Genomic DNA, 18,051 nt, shown 5'->3' on the forward strand with positions numbered 1-18,051 from the left:
CACGGCGGGAACCTGGTCACGGCCGCCCCGCGTGCTGGTTCAAGATGATCCTTCAGTACGTGAAGAAGGAGCCCGACCCCGTGCACGCCACCCGACGCCGCTTCATCGCCGGATCGGCCGCCGCTCTCGGTCTCGCCGGAACCACCGTGGCCGTGACCGCACTGGCCGGAGAGGGCCGCGCGAAGCCCGCCGCGCGCCCCGAGCCCCGCCGCCCCAACGTCATCGTCGTCCTCGCCGACGACCTCGGCTACGGCGAACTCGGCTCCTACGGCCAGGACCTCATCCTCACCCCGCGCCTGGACGAACTCGCCGCCGAAGGACTCCGCTTCACCAGCGCCTACGCCGCCGCCCCGGTGTGCGCGCCGTCCCGCTGCTCCATGCTCACCGGCCTGCACGTCGGCCACGCCGCCGTCCGCACCAATCCGCTCGGCGGGCCGCAGGGCTCGCTCGGCGACGAGGACACCACCTTCGCCGAACTCCTCCGCGACCAGGGCTATCGCACCGCCTGCATCGGCAAGTGGGGGTTCGGACCCGAGGAGCCCGACCAGCCCAGCCACCCCAACAACCGCGGCTTCGACGCGTTCTACGGCTACATCGGCCACCACCACGCACACGACTTCCACCCGGCGGCGCTGTGGGAGAACGGCCGGCGCGTCCCCGTCCCCGGCAACGTCGCCGGCCGGCGCGGCACCTACGCCCCCGACCTGTTCCGGGACCGCGCCCTGGAATTCATCCAGGACCAGGCCGACCGGCAGCAGCGGGCCCGCCGCGCGGACGACGGGCAGGACTCCGGCACGGCGAGCGGCGCAGCCGCGACGGAAAGCCCCTTTCTGCTCTACTTCGCACCGAACGTCCCCCATGCCCCGAGTCGCCGGCTGGAACAGGCCGGCTACGCCTCCCGCCCCTGGACCAAGGCCAACAAGGGCCACGCGGCGCAGGTGAGCCACCTCGACACCACCGTCGGCGCCATGGTGGACCTGCTGCGGGCCCGCGGCATCGCGGACGACACCGTCATCCTGGTCACCAGCGACAACGGGCCGCACGAGGAGGGCCGCGTCGACCCGACCCGGTTCGACGCCGCCTCCTCCCTGCGCGGCGTCAAGCGCAACCTGTACGAGGGCGGCATCCGCGTACCCCTCCTCGCCTGGGGCCCGGGCCGGGTCGCCGCCGGCACCGAGACCTCCCGGCAGACGCCGCTGACCGACGTGCTGCCCACCCTCACCGAACTTGCCGGGGCCCGCACGCCGGACCACCTCGACGGGCTCTCCCTGGCCGGTCTGGTCGGCGGCGTCCGCGCGCCCGGCGACCACCGGCACCTGTACTGGTACCGCAACGACCCGTTCGCCACCCCCACCTCGCAGGCCGCGGACGGCGGCCGGGGGCTCCAGGCGTGCGAGGCCGTTCGGCGCGGCGACTGGAAGGCCGTGCGGTTCGCGCCCGGCCGCGACCGTACCGTGCCCGACCACCGGTGGGACGTCGAGCTCTACAACCTGCGCGACGACCCCGGTGAGCGGCAAGACGTCGCGGCCGAGCACCCCGAGACCGTCGCGCGGCTGGTCAACCTGATGCACGGGTCCTGGACCGAGCCGGAGCCGCTGCGCGCCTGACGCCGCGCCCGCCCGGCGGCGTCCGGCTCCCGCGCCCGGCGTCGCTCACCGGCCGTCGGCGACGAACTCGCACCAGATCGCCTTGCCCGTGCCGCGGGCCTCCACGCCCCACACGTCGGCGAGATGGTCAACCAACAGCAGGCCCCGGCCGGAGATGCTGGATGCGCCCGGTTGCATCACCTGCGGCACCGTGCTGGAACGGTCCGTCACCTCGACCCGGATGCGCCGCTGCGCCCCGGAGAGCGGGTGTACCGTCACCACCGCCCCGCCGCCGGTGTGCAGCAGCGCGTTGGTGACCAGTTCGTCGGTGACCAGCGACAGGTCGTCCGCCCGGTCGCCGGCTCCCCAGGACAGCGCTGCGGCGTGCACCATGTGCCGGACCGTGGCCAGCGACTCCGGGTCGCGCGGAGCGACGTGCTGGTGCAGCCGCCGGGCGGGCCGCGTCGGGGCGGAGACCTCGCGGTGCAGCAGCACCAGCGCCAGGTCGTCGGTGCCGTTCCACGCCTCGGGCACCTCGCACAGCCGGTCCGCGAGCTTCGCGATCTCCGACGGGCCGGTGCGCACCGCCTCCGCGAGGTCCTCGATGCCCTGCTCCACGTCGCCGCCGGGCTGCTCCACCAGGCCGTCGGTGTACAGCACCAGCGTCTCGCCGTGCTCCAGCTCCATGGTCGTCACCGGGTACTTCGGCTGCCCGAACTGGGTGGACAGCCCCAGCGGCAGCGCCCCCATCACGGGGAAGGGGCGGCACCGCCCGTCGGACCGGCGCAGCAGCGGCAGCGGGTGCCCGGCCCGGACGATGCGCAGCCAGCCCGTCGAGGGGTCCGCCTCCACGTACAGGCAGGTCGCGAACCGGTCGGAGTCCAGGTCGTGCAGGAACGACGAGGCGCGGGCCATCACCGTGGGCGCCGAGTGGCCCTCGGCCGCGTACGCCCGCAGCACGATGCGCAGCTGTCCCATCACGGCCGCCGCGTCGGTGTCGTGGCCCTGCACGTCGCCGACCACGGCGGCGACCCTGCCGCCGGGCAGCGGGATGACGTCGTACCAGTCGCCGCCGATGTCCCGCCCCTGCTGGGCCGCGCGGTAGCGGACCTCGGCGTGCACACCGGGGATGCTGGGCAGCGAGTGCGGCAGCATCGCGCGCTGCAGCCCCTCGGCCAGTTCGTGTTCCTGCTCGAACAGCCGGGCGCGTTCCAGGCTCTGGGCGATGCTGCTGGTCAGCGCGGTGAGCAGGGTCCGCTCCTCGCTGGTGAAGGAGTACTTGTCGCGGTAGACCAGGCCGATGGCGCCGAGCGCCTCGCCCTGGGCGATCAGCGGCAGGAACGCGGCCGCGCTCCAGCCCAGTTCCCTCGCCCACGACCACAGCGGCGGGTAGCGCCGGGCGAACTCCTCGCGGGAGGCGATGTAGCGCGGGGTCAGGGTGCGTACGGCCTCCGGCAGCGGCAGCGGCTCGTCCAGCCGCCGCCGGCTCATCGGCAGCATGCCGCTCAGTTCGCCCTCGCCGTACAGCTGCATCCGCCCGTCCTGCACCAGCCCCACCACGACGCTGATCACCCCGAGCTGATCCAGGCCGCGGGAACTGCCGAGGGCGTCCAGCACCTCGCGGACCGTACGGGCGTGCGCGAGCCCCGCCGTGGTCGCGTCGACCACGTCGGTGTGCAGCGAGCGCTCGGCGTCCAGGGTCAGACGTTCGGTGGACTGGCCGAGCTCCTCGGTGGCGTCGCGCAGGATGCCGACGATCCGGTGCGGACGGCCGTCGGGGGTGCGCAGGATCGCGCCCTGGGTGTGGGTCCAGCGCTGAGTGCCGTGCTGCGTGTCCATCCGGAAATACGCGCCGTAGGAGGAGCGGCCGCCCTTCAGGGCCTGGGCGACGAGCAGGTCGAGGCGGGCCGCCTCCGCGGCCGGGACGCGGGCGGTGAGGATCGAGGGGTCGCCGTCGAACTCCTCCGGCGCCACCCCGAACAGCGCCAGCGCCGAGGGGTCCATGTGCACGACTCCCCGGTCCAGGTCCCAGTCGAAGGACCCGGTGTGGTTCAGGGCGAGGGCCTCTTCGGGCCCGGCGGGCCACGGCACGGGCGGCGGCCCGCCGCCAGGCGGCGCCCCTCGAGCGTCCATGCGGACAAGGGTGTCACCGGCGCGCGCCGCTCGCGACCAGGGCGCTTCGCTCCGGGCCGCTCCTTCCCGGCCGGGGCCCGGCCGGGAAGGAGCGCCCGCCCGCAGGCGGGCCCGCCTCCCCGCCGGGGTCCGGGGGGAGCGGTCAGTCCAGCAGCTCGTAGGCCGGGAGGGTGAGGAAGGCGGCGTAGTCCTCGTCCAGGGAGACCCGGAGCAGCAGGTCGTGGGCCTGCTGCCAGCGTCCGGCGGCGAACGCCTCCTCGCCGGCCTCGTCCCGGATCGCGGCCAGGTCCTCCGCGGCGATCTCGCGCACCAGCTCCGGGGTGACCCGCTCGCCGGTGTCGAGCACCACGCCCGCGTTCACCCACTGCCAGATCTGCGAGCGTGAGATCTCGGCCGTGGCGGCGTCCTCCATCAGCCCGAAGATCGCCACCGCTCCCAGCCCGCGCAGCCAGGCCTCGATGTAGCGGGTGCCGACCTGCACCGCGTTGCGCAGGCCCTCGCGGGTCGGACGGGCTTCGAGGGAGTCGACGGCGAGGAGGTCGGCGGCCTTCACGTCGACGTCCTCGCGCAGCCTGTCCTTCTGGTGCGGGCGGTCGCCGAGGACCGCGTCGAACGAGGCCTGCGCGACCGGCACCAGGTCCGGGTGGGCGACCCAGGAGCCGTCGAAGCCGTCGCCCGCCTCGCGGTCCTTGTCGCTGCGGACCTTCTCCAGGGCCTTCTCGTTCGCCTCCGGGTCGCGGCGGTTCGGGATGAACGCGGCCATGCCCCCGATGGCGTGCGCGCCGCGCTTGTGGCAGGTGCGCACGAGCAGCTCGGTGTAGGCCCGCATGAAGGGCGCGGTCATCGTCACCGCGTTCCGGTCGGGGAGGACGAACCGCTCGCCGCCGTCGCGGAAGTTCTTCACGAGGGAGAACAGGTAGTCCCAGCGGCCCGCGTTGAGTCCCGAGGCGTGGTCGCGCAGCTCGTAGAGGATCTCGTCCATCTCGTACGCGGCGGTGATCGTCTCGATGAGCACGGTGGCCCGGACGGTTCCCTGCGGGATGCCGCACCAGTCCTGGGCGAAGACGAAGACCTCGTTCCACAGGCGGGCCTCGAGGTGCGACTCGGTCTTGGGCAGGTAGAAGTACGGGCCCTTGCCGAGGTCGAGCAGCCGCTGGGCGTTGCGCAGGAAGTACAGGCCGAAGTCGACCAGTGCGCCCGGCACGGGCCGCCCCTCGACGGTGAGGTGCCGTTCGTCGAGGTGCCAGCCCCGCGGCCGCATCACCACGGTCGCCAGCTCCTCCGCCGGGCGCAGCGCGTACGCCTTCCCGCGTTCGTCGGTGAAGTCGATGCGGCGCTCGTACGCGTCGGTCAGGTTGAGCTGCCCGCCGATGACGTTCTCCCAGGTCGGGGCGGAGGCGTCCTCGAAGTCGGCCAGCCAGACCCGGGCTCCCGAGTTGAGCGCGTTGACCGTCATCTTGCGGTCGGTCGGACCGGTGATCTCCACCCGCCGGTCCTGCAGAGCCGCCGGGCAGTCGGCGACCCGCCAGTCGCCCTCGCGGACGTGGGCGGTCTCCGGCAGGAAGTCCAGCGTCGTGGTGCGGGCGATCTCCGCCCGCCGCTCGGCGCGCGCGGCCAGCAGTGCGTCCCGGCGCGGGGTGAACCGGCGGTGCAGCTCGGCCACGAAGGCGAGCGCCTCGTCCGTCAGGACCTCCTCCTGACGTGCGACGTGCTCGGCGTCGACGCGGGCCGGCTGGGACGGCGCTGGTGCGGACATGCTGGTCACTCCTTGCGGATGGTGCGTGCTCTGTCGTGGCGGAGGAGCGGCCCGGTGGAGCGGGCGCTTCTGATCAGTGGAGGCTAGTTTCCTTATCGTGGAACTTCAATAGTTTGTTGACGTCGAGATACTTCTCACTGCCGTCGCCCGCAGGTCAGGGCGAGAGCCGCGGGAGGTCCTCCGGGGTGTCGATGTCGGCCGGGTCCGCGACGTCGCCGCACTCCACGAGCCGCACTTCCTCCTCGTGCCGCCTCAGGTACCCCCGTGCGCCCCGGTCACCCGAGGCCGCTGCCGCGACCCCGGCCCAGTGGTCCGCGCCCAGCAGCACCGGATGGCCGCGCCGCCCGCCGTACGCTGCGGCGGCGAGTGTGGCGGGGGAGCGGTACGCCGCGCGGACCCGGGCCACCGCCTGCGGTCCGACGCCCGGCTGGTCCACCAGGAACACCAGGGTCGCGGCGGCGCCCGAGCCCGTCAGCGCGTCGAGTCCGGCGCGCAGCGAGGAGCCCATGCCGGCCTCCCACTCCGGGTTCTCCAGTAGTACGCATCCGGACAGGTCCGCGGTCCCCCGCACCTCGTCCGCCGCTGCGCCGAGCACCACGTGCACGTCCGGTGTGCAGCCGCCGTCCCGCAGCGTGCGGACCGCGTGTTCGACGAGGGGGCGCCCGTGGTGCGAGAGGAGTGCCTTGGGGCGCCCGCCCAGGCGGCGTCCGCCCCCGGCTGCGAGCAGCAGGGCGGCGATCTTCCTGCCGTGTCCGACGTCCTGGTCGGTGCGGTCGTTCATCGGGTCCATGGTGCTCCCGGCTTCCCCGTCCGGTGACTGTGTGCGGTGAGCCGATAACATTACCGGCCTGAATTTCGCCCTCCGTGTAGCGCGCTGTGCGGAGAGTGGCGTTTACTGTGCGAACCTTTCGGGCCCGACCGGGTGAGAAGGGGACAGACGGCGCTGCCCGTGGGGGAGAGGAGCATGGTGCGAAGTGAGACCGTGACGCAGCGGGCGCCCGCAGCCGCGGGTGCGCTCCGTGCGGCCGTGGACCGTGTGAGCCGGGAGCTCGCCGCCCACCCCGCCCGGCTTTCCGACCGGGGGGCCGCCGAGGAGGAACTCGGCCGCCTCCGCGTCCTGGCGGCCGGTGAGCCGCCCGACGTCGCCCGGCTGCGCGGTTCGCTGCTCCTCGTCGCCGCCGCCCTCGGCTCGGTCAGCGCCCTCGCTGCCGCACTGGAGGAACTCCGCCAGGCCGTCGACGCCTTCGGCTCCGGCGCCCGTCCCCCTCACCCCGGGGCCGGATAGTCCGGCGACCGCCTGCCCCGGGCCGGCCCGGGGAGGTGCCGCCCGTCCGCCGCGCCCGCGGGGGCGGATGAGGACGGCGGGGGCGCCCTCCCGTGCGCCGTGGACGGCGCACGGCTGCCGGGCCGGTCCGGCGAACGCGCCCTAGCCGCCGTTCGTCGTGGTGGCCAGTGCGGTGGACAGGTCCCGGGCCACCTCCCGGAGCAGGGGGACGAAGGTGTCCGTCGCCGCCTGAGTCACCCGGCCCGCGGGCCCGGAGATGGAGATCGCCGCGGGCGTCGGTGCGTCCGGGACCGTCACCGCGATGCACCGCACCCCGATCTCCTGCTCGTTGTCGTCCGTGGCGTATCCGCACTCCCGCACTTCGACCAGCGCATCGAGGAACGCCTCGGGTGTGGTGAGGGTCTTCTCGGTGGCCGCCGGCATCCCGGTGCGGGCGAGCAGTGCCCGCACCTCCTCCGGCGGCGCGTCGGCCAGCAGCGCCTTGCCGACGCCGGTGGAGTGCGGCAGCACGCGCCGCCCGACCTCGGTGAACATCCGCATCGAGTGCCGGGACGGCACCTGGGCGACGTACACGACCTCGTCGCCGTCCAGCAGCGCCATGTTCGCCGTCTCCCCGGTCTCCTCGACGAGGCGGGCCAGGTGGGGGCGCGCCCAGGTGCCCAGCAGCCGGGAGGCGCTCTCGCCGAGTCGTATCAGCCGGGGCCCGAGCGCGTACCGGCGGTTGGGCTGCTGCCGCACGTAGCCGCAGGCGACGAGGGTGCGCATCAGGCGGTGGATCGTCGGGAGCGGCAGACCGCTGCTGCCGGACAGTTCGCTCAGCCCGACCTCGCCGCCGGCGTCGGCCATCCGCTCCAGCAGGTCGAAGGCGCGCTCCAGGGACTGCACCCCGCCACTCGATGCGGGGGCGGACGGGTTGGCGGGTTTGCGCTCGGCGGACGACGGCACGTCGCGTTCCTTTCCTGCGGTGTGTGGCGCATGCTACCGGCCCTGCCCCGGCGGGTACCGCCCCGTGGGGCCCGTCGTCGCCGGTCACGACGGCTGTGGGCGGGTACGAAGAGGGTGTCCGGACGCCGCCACTGGCAGGACGTCCATACCGGGATGCGGCAACTGTCTTCCATTTCGTGGAAACCTCCAGGAATCCGTGAAGGCTTGACGCGCCGTGTCCCGGGCGGGAAGACTTCTCAACAGAACGTTGAAATTCCGCTTCGCGGAAGAACCGATCTCCGCCCCGGCGGAGGCCCAGAGGAGGAACCGAGGTGGCCGACGTCCGGCTGGTGCTGCGTTCGACCCGTGTGATCACCCCGGAGGGCGCCCGGGCGGCGTCCGTGGCCGTCGGGCAGGACGGCCGGATCGACGCCGTCCTGCCCCACGACGCCCCGGTGCCCGACGGCGCGCGCCTGGCCGAACTGGGCGACGACGCCCTGCTGCCCGGCCTGGTGGACACCCACGTGCACGTCAACGACCCGGGCCGCAGCGCGTGGGAGGGCTTCTACACCGCCACCCGCGCCGCCGCCGCGGGCGGCGTCACCACGCTCCTGGACATGCCGCTCAACTCGCTGCCGCCCACCACCACCGTCGACCACCTGCGCACCAAGCAGGACGTCGCCCGCGAGAAGGCGCACATCGACACCGGCTTCTGGGGCGGCGCCGTGCCCGGCAACGTCGCCGCCCTGAAGCCGCTGCACGAGGCGGGCGTGTTCGGCTTCAAGTGCTTCCTGTCCCCCTCCGGCGTCGAGGAGTTCCCCGAGCTGGACCCGGAGCAGCTGCAGGCCGCGCTCACCGAGATCGCCTCCTTCGACGGCCTGCTCATCGTGCACGCCGAGGACCCCGGCCGGCTCACCGCCGCCCCGCAGCGCGCCGGCGGCCGCTACGCCGACTTCCTGGCCTCCCGGCCCCGCGAGGCCGAACACGACGCCATCGCCCTGCTCATCGACCTCGCGCGCCGCCTGGACGCCCGCGTCCACGTCCTCCACCTGTCCTCCGCCGACGCCCTCCCGATGATCGCGGACGCCCGCCGCGACGGCGTCCGGCTGACCGTCGAGACCTGCCCGCACTTCCTCACCCTGACCGCCGAGGAGGTCCCCGACGGCGCGACCGAGTTCAAGTGCTGCCCGCCCATCCGGGAACGCGCCAACCAGGACGCCCTCTGGCAGGGCCTCGCCGACGGCCTCCTCGACTGCGTGGTCTCCGACCACTCGCCCTGCACCACCGACCTCAAGACCCCCGACTTCGCCGACGCCTGGGGAGGCATCTCCTCCCTCCAGCTCGGCCTGCCCGCCGTGTGGACCGCCGCTCGCGAGCGCGGCCACTCCCTGGAGGACGTCGTGCGGTGGATGTCCGCCGGGCCCGCACGGCTCGCCGGCCTCGCCCACAAGGGCGCCGTCGCCCCCGGCCACGACGCCGACTTCGCCGTCCTCGCCCCCGAGGAGACGTTCACCGTCGACCCCGCCGCGCTGCACCACCGCAACCAGGTCACCGCCTACGCCGGACGCACCCTGCACGGCGTGGTCCGGTCCAGCTGGCTGCGCGGCGAACAGATCACCGACCACTCCCGGCCCCTGGACCGGACCGGGCGGCTCATCGCCCGTCCGACCGCCCACCGGGCCGGCTGAGCGAAAGGAAGGCAGCACATGAGCGCGGCGACCCCCGCGATCCCCCGCCACACCGGCGACGCGAACCCGTACCCCGGCGGCGACCCGTACGCCGACTACCGCGACGCCGAACTGCCCTTCACCCACCTCGCCGACCTGGCCGACCGGCGGCTGGGCGCCGGCGTCGTCGCCGCCAACGACGAGTTCTTCGCCGAGCGGGAGAACCTCCTCACGCCGGAACCGGCCGCGTTCGACCCCGAACGTTTCGGCCACAAGGGCAAGATCATGGACGGCTGGGAGACCCGCCGCCGCCGCGGCACCGGCGCGGACACTCCGCACCCGGAGGCCGACGACCACGACTGGGCCCTGGTGCGCCTCGGCGCCCCCGGCGTCATCCGCGGCGTCGTCGTCGACACCGCCCATTTCCGCGGCAACTACCCGCGCGCCGTCTCCGTCCAGGCCGCGTCCGTTCCCGGCACCCCCTCGCCCGCGGACCTCCTCGGCCCCGACGTGAAGTGGACCGAGATCGTGCCCCGCACCGAGATCGGCGGCCACGCCGCGAACGGCTTCGAGGTCACCGCCGAACAGCGCTTCACCCACGTGCGCCTGGTGCAGCACCCCGACGGCGGCGTCGCCCGGCTGCGGGTGCACGGCGAGGTCGTCCCCGACCCGGCGTGGCTCGCGGCGCTCGGCACGTTCGACGTCGTCGCGCAGGAGAACGGCGGCGCCGTCGAGGACGCCTCCGACCGCTTCTACTCCCCGCCCGCCCACACCATCCAGCCCGGCCGCAGCCGGAAGATGGACGACGGCTGGGAGACGCGCCGCCGCCGCGACCGGGGCAACGACTGGATCCGCTACGCGCTGACCGGGCAGGCCGTGATCCGCGCCGTCGAGATCGACACCGGCTACCTCAAGGGCAACGCCGCCGGCTGGGCCGCGCTCGTCGGCCGTGACGGCGAGGACGGCGCGTGGCACGAACTGCTGCCCCGCACCCGGCTCCAGCCCGACAGCGTGCACCGCTTCCTGCTCGACGACGCCACCGCCGTGACGCACGTGCGACTGGACATCTTCCCCGACGGCGGTATCGCGCGGCTCCGGCTGCACGGCTCCCTCACCGAGGAGGGTGCGGGGAGCCTGGGCCGGCGCCACCGCGAACTCGGCGGCTGACGGCCGCCGTTCGCTTCCGGGCCCGTGCCCGCCGCCGGCGGCGGGCACGGGCCCCGGGGTGAGGGGGAAGAGGACGCCCTGGGGCGACCCGCCCGCACCGGGTAACCTCGCCCGGACAGGACAGCAGGTGGACAGGCGGGAGAGCGGCGTGGTGACCGGACCGGAGGCCGTGACATGCGGTGAGGCGATGCTGCTCATGCTCGCCGAGCCGGGCGTACCCCTCGACCGCGCGGTGCACTTCCGCCGTTCCGTCGCCGGAGCGGAGTCCACCGTCGCCGCGGCGCTCGCCCGGCTCGGCCACCCCACCCGCTGGCTGGGCCGGGTCGGCGCCGACGCGGCCGGCGAGGCGGTGCTGCGCGAGCTGCGCGCCGACGGCGTGGACGTCTCCTGGGCGGTCGCCGACCCGGACGCCCCCACCGGGCTGCTGCTCAGAGACAGCCACCCGCAGCGCCCCCTGGACGCCGTCTCCTACCGCGCCGGCTCCGCCGGCTCCCGGCTCACCGCGCAGGACCTCCCGCCCGAGGCCGTCGCCGGCGCACGGCTGGTGCACGTCTCCGGCGTCACACCCATGCTCGCGCCGGGCGCCGCGCAGGCGGTGCACCGGCTGGTCGAGCTCGCCCGCCAGTCCGGCGCCGCCGTCAGCTTCGACCCGAGCGTGCAGCACGCCCTGGGCACCGACCACGACTGGATGCGGATCGCCGGTCCGCTGCTGCGCGAGGCCGACCTCGTCGTCGCCGGCGAGGACGAGCTGGAGATGCTGCTCGGCGGCGGCGCCGAGCAGGCCGCCAAGGCCCTGCTGGAGCTGGGCCGCGCGCGGACCGTCGTCGTCAAGCGGCAGGACCACTCGACCCTCGCCGTCACGCGGGACGGGCAGTGGACGCACGCGCCGTTCGGCGTCCAGGTGACCGACCCCTCGGGTGCGGGGGAGGCCTTCACCGCCGGCTGGCTCTCGGCCTGGCTGCGCGAGCTGGACCCGGAACGCGCCCTGGCGGAGGCCGCGTGCGTCGCCGCCCTCGCCGTGCAGGCTCCCGGTGACACCGACGGCCTTCCCACCCGGGCCGCTCTCGCCCGGGCGCTCTCCCTCTACGGCTGACCCCGGCCGGGCGGCTGTCCCCGGCGGGGCGGCGTGGCCGAAATGCGCCTCTCGCCCCGGTGCGTCCCGGCGGCCTAGCATCGGCCCAGGGGACCCGGGACGCGAGGGGGAGCATGACGACGCACGCGCACGACACCGCTCACGGCGGAGACCACGGAGACCACGCGGACGGGGGAGGGCACGGCGGCCGGCGAGACCGGGAGCGCCTGGTCGATCTGGGCGCGCTGGGCGAGGAGTTCGCCCGGGACCCGTACCCGGTGTACGCGAAGCTCCGTGCGCAGGGCCCGGTGCACCGGGTGCGCACGCCGGAGGGGTTCGAGGCCTGGCTGGTGGTCGGCTACGACGCCGCCCGCACCACGCTCAACGACCCGCGGCTGTCGAAGGAGTGGGACAGGGCGTCGCCGCGTCTGGGCATGCGGTCCGTGGCATCCGGCAGGCACATGCTCGCGTCCGACCCGCCCGACCACACCCGGCTGCGCAAGCTGGTGGCGCGGGAGTTCACCGCGCGTCGCGTCGAGGCGCTCGCACCCCGCGTGCGGGAGATGACCGACGCGCTGTTGGACGCGCTCCTCGCGGCACCGGACGGACGCGGCGACCTGGTGGAGGCGCTGTCGTTCCCGCTTCCCATCGGCGTCATCTGCGAACTGCTGGGCGTGCCCGGCCTGGAGCGGGAGCCGTTCCGCCGCTGGTCGAACACGGTGGTCGGCGTCGCCTCGGACGGGGAGACGCGGGCCGCGGTCGCCGCCCTGACCGACTACCTCCAGGCGCTCATCGCCCGCAAGCGCGACGAACCCGGAACCGACCTGCTCAGCGGCCTGATCCGCACCACGGACGAGGACGGCGACCGGCTCGCCCCCGACGAACTCCTGGGCATGACCTGGCTGCTGCTCGTCGCGGGGCACGAGACCACGGTCAACCTGATCTCCAACGGCGTGCTCGCCCTGCTCCGCCACCCGGACCAGCTTGCGGCGCTCCGCGCCGATCCGGCGCTCATCGACGCCGCCGTCGAGGAGATGCTGCGCTACGACGGACCGGTGGAGACGCCGACGTACCGCTTCACCGTGGAGCCGGTGGAGATCGGCGGGGTGACGATCCCCGGCGGCGGCGAGGTGGTGCTGCCCGTGCTCGCCGACGGCGACCGCGACCCGCAGCGGTTCCCCGAGCCGGACCGTTTCGACATCCGCCGCGGCGAGGCGCCGGCACACGGCGGGGGAGCGGCCGGTACCCGGGGCCACCTGGCCTTCGGCCACGGCGTGCACTTCTGCCTGGGAGCCCCCCTCGCCCGGCTGGAGGCGCGCGTCGCCATCGGGCGCCTGCTGGAGCGTGCACCCCACCTCGCCCTGGACGCGGACCCGGACACGCTGCCGTGGCGCACGGGCATGCTGATGCGCGGGCCCGTACGGCTGCCCGTACGCTTCGGGCCGCCCGGCGGCACCTGAGCGCGGCCCTCCGTCCACCCCGGCCCCGGTCGCCCCGCTGTGGGGGGCCGGGGCGTTCCGGCGGAGGCGCCCCTCACGGCTTGCGCGCCACCCCCGCGTACAGGGACACCTCCGCGTCCGTGAGGTCGGCGACGGACTCGTCGCCGTCCGGGTGCCAGCGGTGCGGCACGACCACGCCGGGCTCGACCAGCTCCAGCCCGTCGAAGAACCGGGACACCTCCGCGTGGCTGCGCGCCTGGCCGGTGATGTCGCTGCGTGACGCCGCGAGCTGCGAGAGCCGCTCCCACGCCGGCGGGTCCAGCTCCGGCGTGCAGTGGGAGAGCATCAGGTAGCTGCCGGACGGCAGCGCCTCCATCAGCTCGCGCACCAGGTCGTAGGGCTTGCCCTCGTCGGTGACGAAGTGCAGCAGGGCCATCATCGACAGGCCGACCGGCCGGGTGAGGTCCAGCGTCTCGCGCAGCGCCGGCGCCGCCAGGATGCTCGCCGGGTCGGTGACGTCGGCGTGCACGTAGACCGTCCGGCCCTCCGGGCTGCTCTCCAGCAGCGCCTCGGAGTACGTCAGCACGATCGGGTCGTTGTCCGCGTACACCACCCGGCAGTCGGGGGCGACGGCCTGGGTGATCTGGTGCAGGTTCGGGGTGGTGGGGATGCCCGCGCCCACGTCGAGGAACTGCCGGACCCCGGCCTCCTCGGCGAGCCAGCGCGCGGCCCGCCGCATGAACCAGCGGTTCACCTGCGCGCCGGTGCGGACACCGGGCCACAGCGCCATGACGGCCTCGGCGGCCTCCGCGTCGGCCTCGTAGTGCGTCTTCCCTCCGAGCCAGTAGTCGTACATCCGGGCGGAGTGCGGGGCGGTGGTGTCGATGCGGTCGGCGGAGTAGCGGTTGCCGGTCATGGCGGCCTCTCGGGTCACGAAGTGGGCAGGAGGAAGTCGGCTTCGCCGTTCTTGGCTCCGGCGATGAAGCTCTCGATCTCGTGGGGGGAGTAGATGAGCGCCGGCCCGTCGGGATCGCTGGACTGCCGCAGGGCCACCCGGCCGTCCGACAGCTTCAGCGCCTCCACGCAGTTGCCGCCGTTGGGGCCGCTCCACGGCTTGCGCCAGCCGACGCTGCCCAGCTCCCGGGCGGGCATGCCGTTGTAGACGCGCGGGCCGTTGCGGACGTGCGCGCCGTCCTCCCTGCGGGGGCGGTACTTTCCCGGGACGTTCCCCGGGGTGCGGTGTTCGGTGGGGGACAGGTGTTCCATGGGGGGTGGTTCAGAGCTCCTTGCGCAGGTCACCGAGGATGCGTCCGGTGTCCGCCAGGGGCGCGGCCTGTGCGCCCATCCGGTCCAGCGCCTCGAGGTAGGCCACGGTGTCGGCGCGTTCGTCGTGGTAGACGGCGCCGGTGAGGCTCTCGGTGTAGACGATGTCCGGGAGTTCGGGAATGTCGAAGCGGAAGAGCTGGAAGGGGCCGAACATGCCGGGATGCGGCCCGGCGGCGTACGGCAGGATCTGGAGAGAGATGTTCGGCGCGGCCGCCGCCTCGGCCAGCCGGTCGATCTGCCCGCGCATCACCGCGGCCCCGCCGACCGGACGCCGCAGCACCGTCTCGTCGAGCACCGCCCACAGCCGGACGTCCTTCCGCCGGGCCAGCAGCGACTGCCGCGCCATGCGGAGCGCGACGCGCCGGTCCAGCTCCTCGTCGGGGGCGCCGGGGAAGCCGACACGCAGCAGGGCCCGCGCGTAGTCCTCGGTCTGCAACAGCCCCGGAACGCACTGGGGTTCGTAGGCCCGGATGACCGACGCCGACTCCTCCAGGCTCACGTACAGGCTGAACCAGCTCGGCAGCACGTCGCGGAACCGGTGCCACCAGCCGGGGTTGTTGGCCTCCTCGACGAGGGAGAGGAAGGCGAGACTCTCCGCGTGGCCGACGCCGTAGACCTGGAGCAGCTTCTCCACGTACACCGGTTTCAGGCCGACTTCGGCCTTCTCCATCCGGCGCACCGTGGTCGGGTTGACACGCAGCGCCTCCGCGGCCCGGTCGAAGCCGACCCCGGCCTTCTCGCGCAGGTCACGCAGCCGCAGACCCAGAACGATCTGCCCCACCGTGGGGGCCGAACGTGTCTCCGGCACGGCGGAACCCTCCCCTCGCCTCGACGGGCGGCCCGGCACACGGCGTCCCCCAACGCCTCAACCGCCCCTGCTGCCGGAAAGTGTGACACGCCGTCCGGGCAACGAACAGACTGCCCTCGCTATTCTGCAATTTGCAGAACGGGTCTTGCCATCCCAACTCCCGGGAATGGATAGTGAGAACCGACGGCCCGGCGCGGCAGCGCCGTGCGCGCCTCTGCGGACGGCGCGCCCCTGCGGACGGAAGGCGGAAGTCTCGTGCCCCCATCTCGTGGCACAGCGGTACTGACGCTCCCGGGCGACGCCGGACCGGGCTTCCTCGCCGCGGACTTCGAACTCGACGCGGAGGGCACCGCGGTCGCGGACGCCCGCCGCCGCGTCCGGCGCCAGCTGCGCCGCTGGGCCTTCCCCGCGGACGTCTGCGACACCGCCCAGCTCCTCGTCTCCGAACTCTTCACCAACGCCGTGCTGCACACGGACAGTTCGCGCGTGAGCTGCGTACTGCGCGCGGGGGGCAGCCGACTGCGGGTGGAGGTGCGGGACGACGGCAGCGGCGCCCGCGATCCGCTGCCCTGCTGGGCGACCCCGGAGGACGAGCACGGCCGCGGGCTGCTCCTCGTCGACACCTTCGCCGAGGAGTGGGGCGTCGACCGGGCCGGCCCGGGCGCGGGCTGCGTGGTCTGGTTCGAACTCGGGCACCTCGCCACCTGATCCGCCGGACCTGGCGCCCCGGGCGATAGGTTCGCTCCATGGCCACCACGGCGGACACCTTCGACGGCGCACTGGAGAAGTGGCGGGACTGGCAGCGCAGCCCATGGGGCCGGCTGCGCTACACCCTGGCCGCGCACAACCTCGCCCGCCACCTGCCCGCGCCGGGCGGGCAGCCGCTGCGCATCCTGGACCTGGCCGGCGCCGACGGCGGCGACGCCGTGCCGCTCGCCCGGGCCGGCCACCGCGTCACGATCGCCGACTACGCGCCCGGCATGCTCGCCGCGGCCCGCGAGCGTGCCGCCGAGGCCGGCGTCGCCGAGCGGATCACCACCGTCGAGGCCGACGTCTTCGACCTCCCCGCGTCACTGCGCGACGGCCGCTGGGACGTGGTCCTGTGCCACAACCTGCTCCAGTACCTGACCGAGGTGGAACCCGCGCTGCGCGCGGCCACCGCCCCGCTGCGCCCCGGCGGGCTGCTGTCCCTGATGGCGATCAACCGCCACTCCGTGCCGCTCGCCCTCGCCGTCCGCGACCTCGACCCGGCCGCGGCGCTCGAGGCGCTGGACGACCGCCGCGGCCGGACGGTGACCTTCGCCGCCCCGGTCGTCCTGCACACCGCGGAAGAGGTCCGCGCGGTCCTGCGCACCCTGGGCCACCATGAGCCCGCCCACTACGGCATCCGTACGGTCGCCGACCACATCACCGACGACGACCGCAAGCGGGAGCCCGGCTTCTACGCCGGTCTGGAAGCCCTCGAACTGGCGCTCACCGACCGCGACCCCTACGTGCACACGGCCCGCCTCTTCCAGCTCGTGAGCCGCGCGGCCTGAGAGCCGCGCCGCCCGGCGCCGCGGACTCCCCGGCACCGGTCCGCCGTCCGCTGCCGTGGCCGTGGCCGGTCCGAGCCCGGCCCGCCCGGACCATTGACGGGACGGTCGGCTGCCGCTGGAGTGTACGGGCGCGGGACCCGGTGTCCGCCCGCCGGGCACCGGTGGCCGATACTTGCCGGGAAGTCCGCCGGGCGCCCCCCACGGCCCGCGGACCAGGTCACAGGAGGTGGATCTACGCGTGTCCAGGGTGGAGAAGCGCCGCCGCAGGCGTGCCGGGTGGGCCCGGGTCGCCGGAGCGGCCATGGCGGCCGTCGTCGTCGCAGGACTCGCCGGGTGCAGCAGCACGGGCGGCAAGCAGGCGGAGGAACGGCGGGAGCAGGCCCTGGAGGGCGGCGGGTCCGCCGTGAACACGCCGCGCTGGAAGGTCGCCATGGTGACCCACTCCGGTGACGGCGACACCTTCTGGGACATCGTGCAGAACGGCGCCGAGATGGCCGCCCGCAAGGACAACATCGAGTTCCTCTACGCCCACGACAAGGACGCCGGACGCCAGGCGCAGCTGGTGAAGTCCATGGTCGACAAGCAGGTGGACGGCCTGATCGTCACCCTCGCCAAACCGGAGGCGATGAAGGACGTCGTGCGCCGGGCCACGAAGGCCGGCATACCGGTGATCACCATCAACTCCGGGCAGGACCGGTACGAGGAGTTCGGCGCCCTCACCCACATCGGCCAGGACGAGGTCGTCGCGGGCGAGGCGGTCGGCGAGGAGCTGAACGCCCGCGGCCGCGAGCGGGCCCTGTGCGTGGTCCACGAGCAGGGCAACGTGGGACTCGACCAGCGCTGCACCGGCGTCGAGAACACTTTCGACGGCGAGATCGACCGGCTCTACGTGGAGGGCACCAACATGCCGTCGGTGGAGTCCTCGATCTCCGCCAAGCTGCAGTCGGACGAGAAGATCGACTCCGTCGTCGCCCTCGGTGCCCCGTTCGCCGCCACCGCCGCGAAGTCCATCGACCAGACCGGCAGCAAGGCCGAGGTCGCGACCTTCGACCTCAACGCCCAGGTCGTCGACGGCCTCAAGGACGGCACGATCAGCTTCGCCGTCGACCAGCAGCCCTACCTCCAGGGCTACGAGGCGGTCGACCTGATGTGGCTCCGGCTCTACAACGACGACGTGCTCGGCGGCGGCCGCCCGGTGCTCACCGGCCCGCAGATCGTCACCCCCGAGGACGCCCCCGAACTGGAGAAGTACACCAAGCGGGGTACCCGGTGACGGCTGCTCCGCTTCCCGTCCCGGACGAGACGGACCAGGACGGCCTGCTGCGGGCCCGCTCGCTGCCGCGCCGGCTG

Annotated in this window: 16 protein-coding genes; 9 read left to right on the forward strand and 7 right to left on the reverse strand. The window is 74.1% G+C overall.

The genetic code is table 11. The features are described from left to right. Positions 1 to 59 precede the first annotated feature (59 nt). The gene (locus K304_RS26520) at positions 60 to 1,607 is read left to right on the forward strand and encodes an arylsulfatase (protein WP_486591532.1); all 1,548 of its coding nucleotides are present in this window, start codon (positions 60 to 62) and stop codon (positions 1,605 to 1,607) included. 45 nt (positions 1,608 to 1,652) lie between these two features. On the opposite strand, the gene K304_RS0100090 is transcribed toward K304_RS26520, so the two are convergent. The 3 genes from K304_RS0100090 to K304_RS26525 all read right to left on the reverse strand — a co-directional run bounded on the left by K304_RS0100090 (position 1,653) and on the right by K304_RS26525 (position 6,256). Continuing rightward, positions 1,653 to 3,719, reverse strand: coding sequence for a SpoIIE family protein phosphatase (locus tag K304_RS0100090; RefSeq protein ID WP_027762063.1), 2,067 nt, complete (start codon positions 3,717 to 3,719; stop codon positions 1,653 to 1,655). Positions 3,720 to 3,861: 142 nt separating this feature from the next. Beyond that, complete coding sequence (gene aceB / locus K304_RS0100095; RefSeq protein ID WP_027762064.1) at positions 3,862 to 5,475, reverse strand: malate synthase A; 1,614 nt, start codon at positions 5,473 to 5,475, stop codon at positions 3,862 to 3,864. Positions 5,476 to 5,629: 154 nt separating this feature from the next. Beyond that, positions 5,630 to 6,256 (reverse strand): nucleotidyltransferase family protein, encoded by a 627-nt coding sequence (locus K304_RS26525; protein WP_051307677.1) that lies wholly within the window; start codon positions 6,254 to 6,256, stop codon positions 5,630 to 5,632. A 183-nt stretch (positions 6,257 to 6,439) separates the two neighbouring features. On the opposite strand from K304_RS26525, the gene K304_RS26530 reads away from it, so the two are divergent. Next, entirely contained in the window at positions 6,440 to 6,760 is a 321-nt protein-coding gene (locus tag K304_RS26530) for a DUF5955 family protein (RefSeq protein ID WP_051307587.1), read from the forward strand. 141 nt (positions 6,761 to 6,901) lie between these two features. On the opposite strand, the gene K304_RS0100110 is transcribed toward K304_RS26530, so the two are convergent. Beyond that, the gene (locus K304_RS0100110) at positions 6,902 to 7,705 is read right to left on the reverse strand and encodes an IclR family transcriptional regulator (RefSeq protein WP_027762065.1); all 804 of its coding nucleotides are present in this window, start codon (positions 7,703 to 7,705) and stop codon (positions 6,902 to 6,904) included. Between the two features lie 311 nt (positions 7,706 to 8,016). Between K304_RS0100110 and allB the strand changes: the two genes are divergently transcribed. The 4 genes from allB to K304_RS0100135 all read left to right on the forward strand — a co-directional run bounded on the left by allB (position 8,017) and on the right by K304_RS0100135 (position 13,050). Then, positions 8,017 to 9,372 (forward strand): allantoinase AllB, encoded by a 1,356-nt coding sequence (allB, locus tag K304_RS0100115; protein ID WP_027762066.1) that lies wholly within the window; start codon positions 8,017 to 8,019, stop codon positions 9,370 to 9,372. 18 nt (positions 9,373 to 9,390) lie between these two features. After that, positions 9,391 to 10,518, forward strand: coding sequence for an allantoicase (gene alc / locus K304_RS0100120; protein ID WP_027762067.1), 1,128 nt, complete (start codon positions 9,391 to 9,393; stop codon positions 10,516 to 10,518). A 187-nt stretch (positions 10,519 to 10,705) separates the two neighbouring features. Further along, a complete protein-coding gene (locus K304_RS0100130) occupies positions 10,706 to 11,611 on the forward strand; it encodes a sugar kinase (RefSeq protein WP_051307679.1) in 906 nt (301 codons plus the stop codon). Between the two features lie 113 nt (positions 11,612 to 11,724). Further along, positions 11,725 to 13,050: a cytochrome P450 gene (locus K304_RS0100135; RefSeq protein ID WP_078528155.1), complete on the forward strand. Its 1,326-nt coding sequence runs from the start codon at positions 11,725 to 11,727 to the stop codon at positions 13,048 to 13,050. Between the two features lie 73 nt (positions 13,051 to 13,123). On the opposite strand, the gene K304_RS0100140 is transcribed toward K304_RS0100135, so the two are convergent. From K304_RS0100140 to K304_RS0100150, 3 genes are read right to left on the reverse strand one after another with little or no spacing between them, the layout of a single operon-like run. Continuing rightward, positions 13,124 to 13,945, reverse strand: coding sequence for an SAM-dependent methyltransferase (locus tag K304_RS0100140; RefSeq protein WP_027762070.1), 822 nt, complete (start codon positions 13,943 to 13,945; stop codon positions 13,124 to 13,126). A 14-nt stretch (positions 13,946 to 13,959) separates the two neighbouring features. Continuing rightward, entirely contained in the window at positions 13,960 to 14,295 is a 336-nt protein-coding gene (locus K304_RS0100145) for a DUF397 domain-containing protein (RefSeq protein WP_078528158.1), read from the reverse strand. A 10-nt stretch (positions 14,296 to 14,305) separates the two neighbouring features. Further along, positions 14,306 to 15,163, reverse strand: a complete 858-nt coding sequence (locus tag K304_RS0100150) for a Scr1 family TA system antitoxin-like transcriptional regulator (protein ID WP_027762072.1) — start codon at positions 15,161 to 15,163, stop codon at positions 14,306 to 14,308. A 255-nt stretch (positions 15,164 to 15,418) separates the two neighbouring features. Between K304_RS0100150 and K304_RS26535 the strand changes: the two genes are divergently transcribed. The 3 genes from K304_RS26535 (at position 15,419) to K304_RS0100165 (ending at position 17,974) form a co-directional block, all read left to right on the forward strand. Beyond that, positions 15,419 to 15,871: an ATP-binding protein gene (locus tag K304_RS26535; protein ID WP_051307589.1), complete on the forward strand. Its 453-nt coding sequence runs from the start codon at positions 15,419 to 15,421 to the stop codon at positions 15,869 to 15,871. Between the two features lie 38 nt (positions 15,872 to 15,909). Further along, positions 15,910 to 16,701 carry a methyltransferase domain-containing protein gene (locus K304_RS0100160; RefSeq protein WP_027762073.1) on the forward strand — a complete coding sequence of 264 codons (792 nt, stop codon included), beginning with the start codon at positions 15,910 to 15,912 and terminating at the stop codon, positions 16,699 to 16,701. A 301-nt stretch (positions 16,702 to 17,002) separates the two neighbouring features. Further along, positions 17,003 to 17,974 carry a sugar ABC transporter substrate-binding protein gene (locus K304_RS0100165; protein ID WP_027762074.1) on the forward strand — a complete coding sequence of 324 codons (972 nt, stop codon included), beginning with the start codon at positions 17,003 to 17,005 and terminating at the stop codon, positions 17,972 to 17,974. The last annotated feature ends 77 nt before the right edge of the window (positions 17,975 to 18,051 follow it).

The organism is Streptomyces sp. CNS606 (assembly GCF_000426325.1).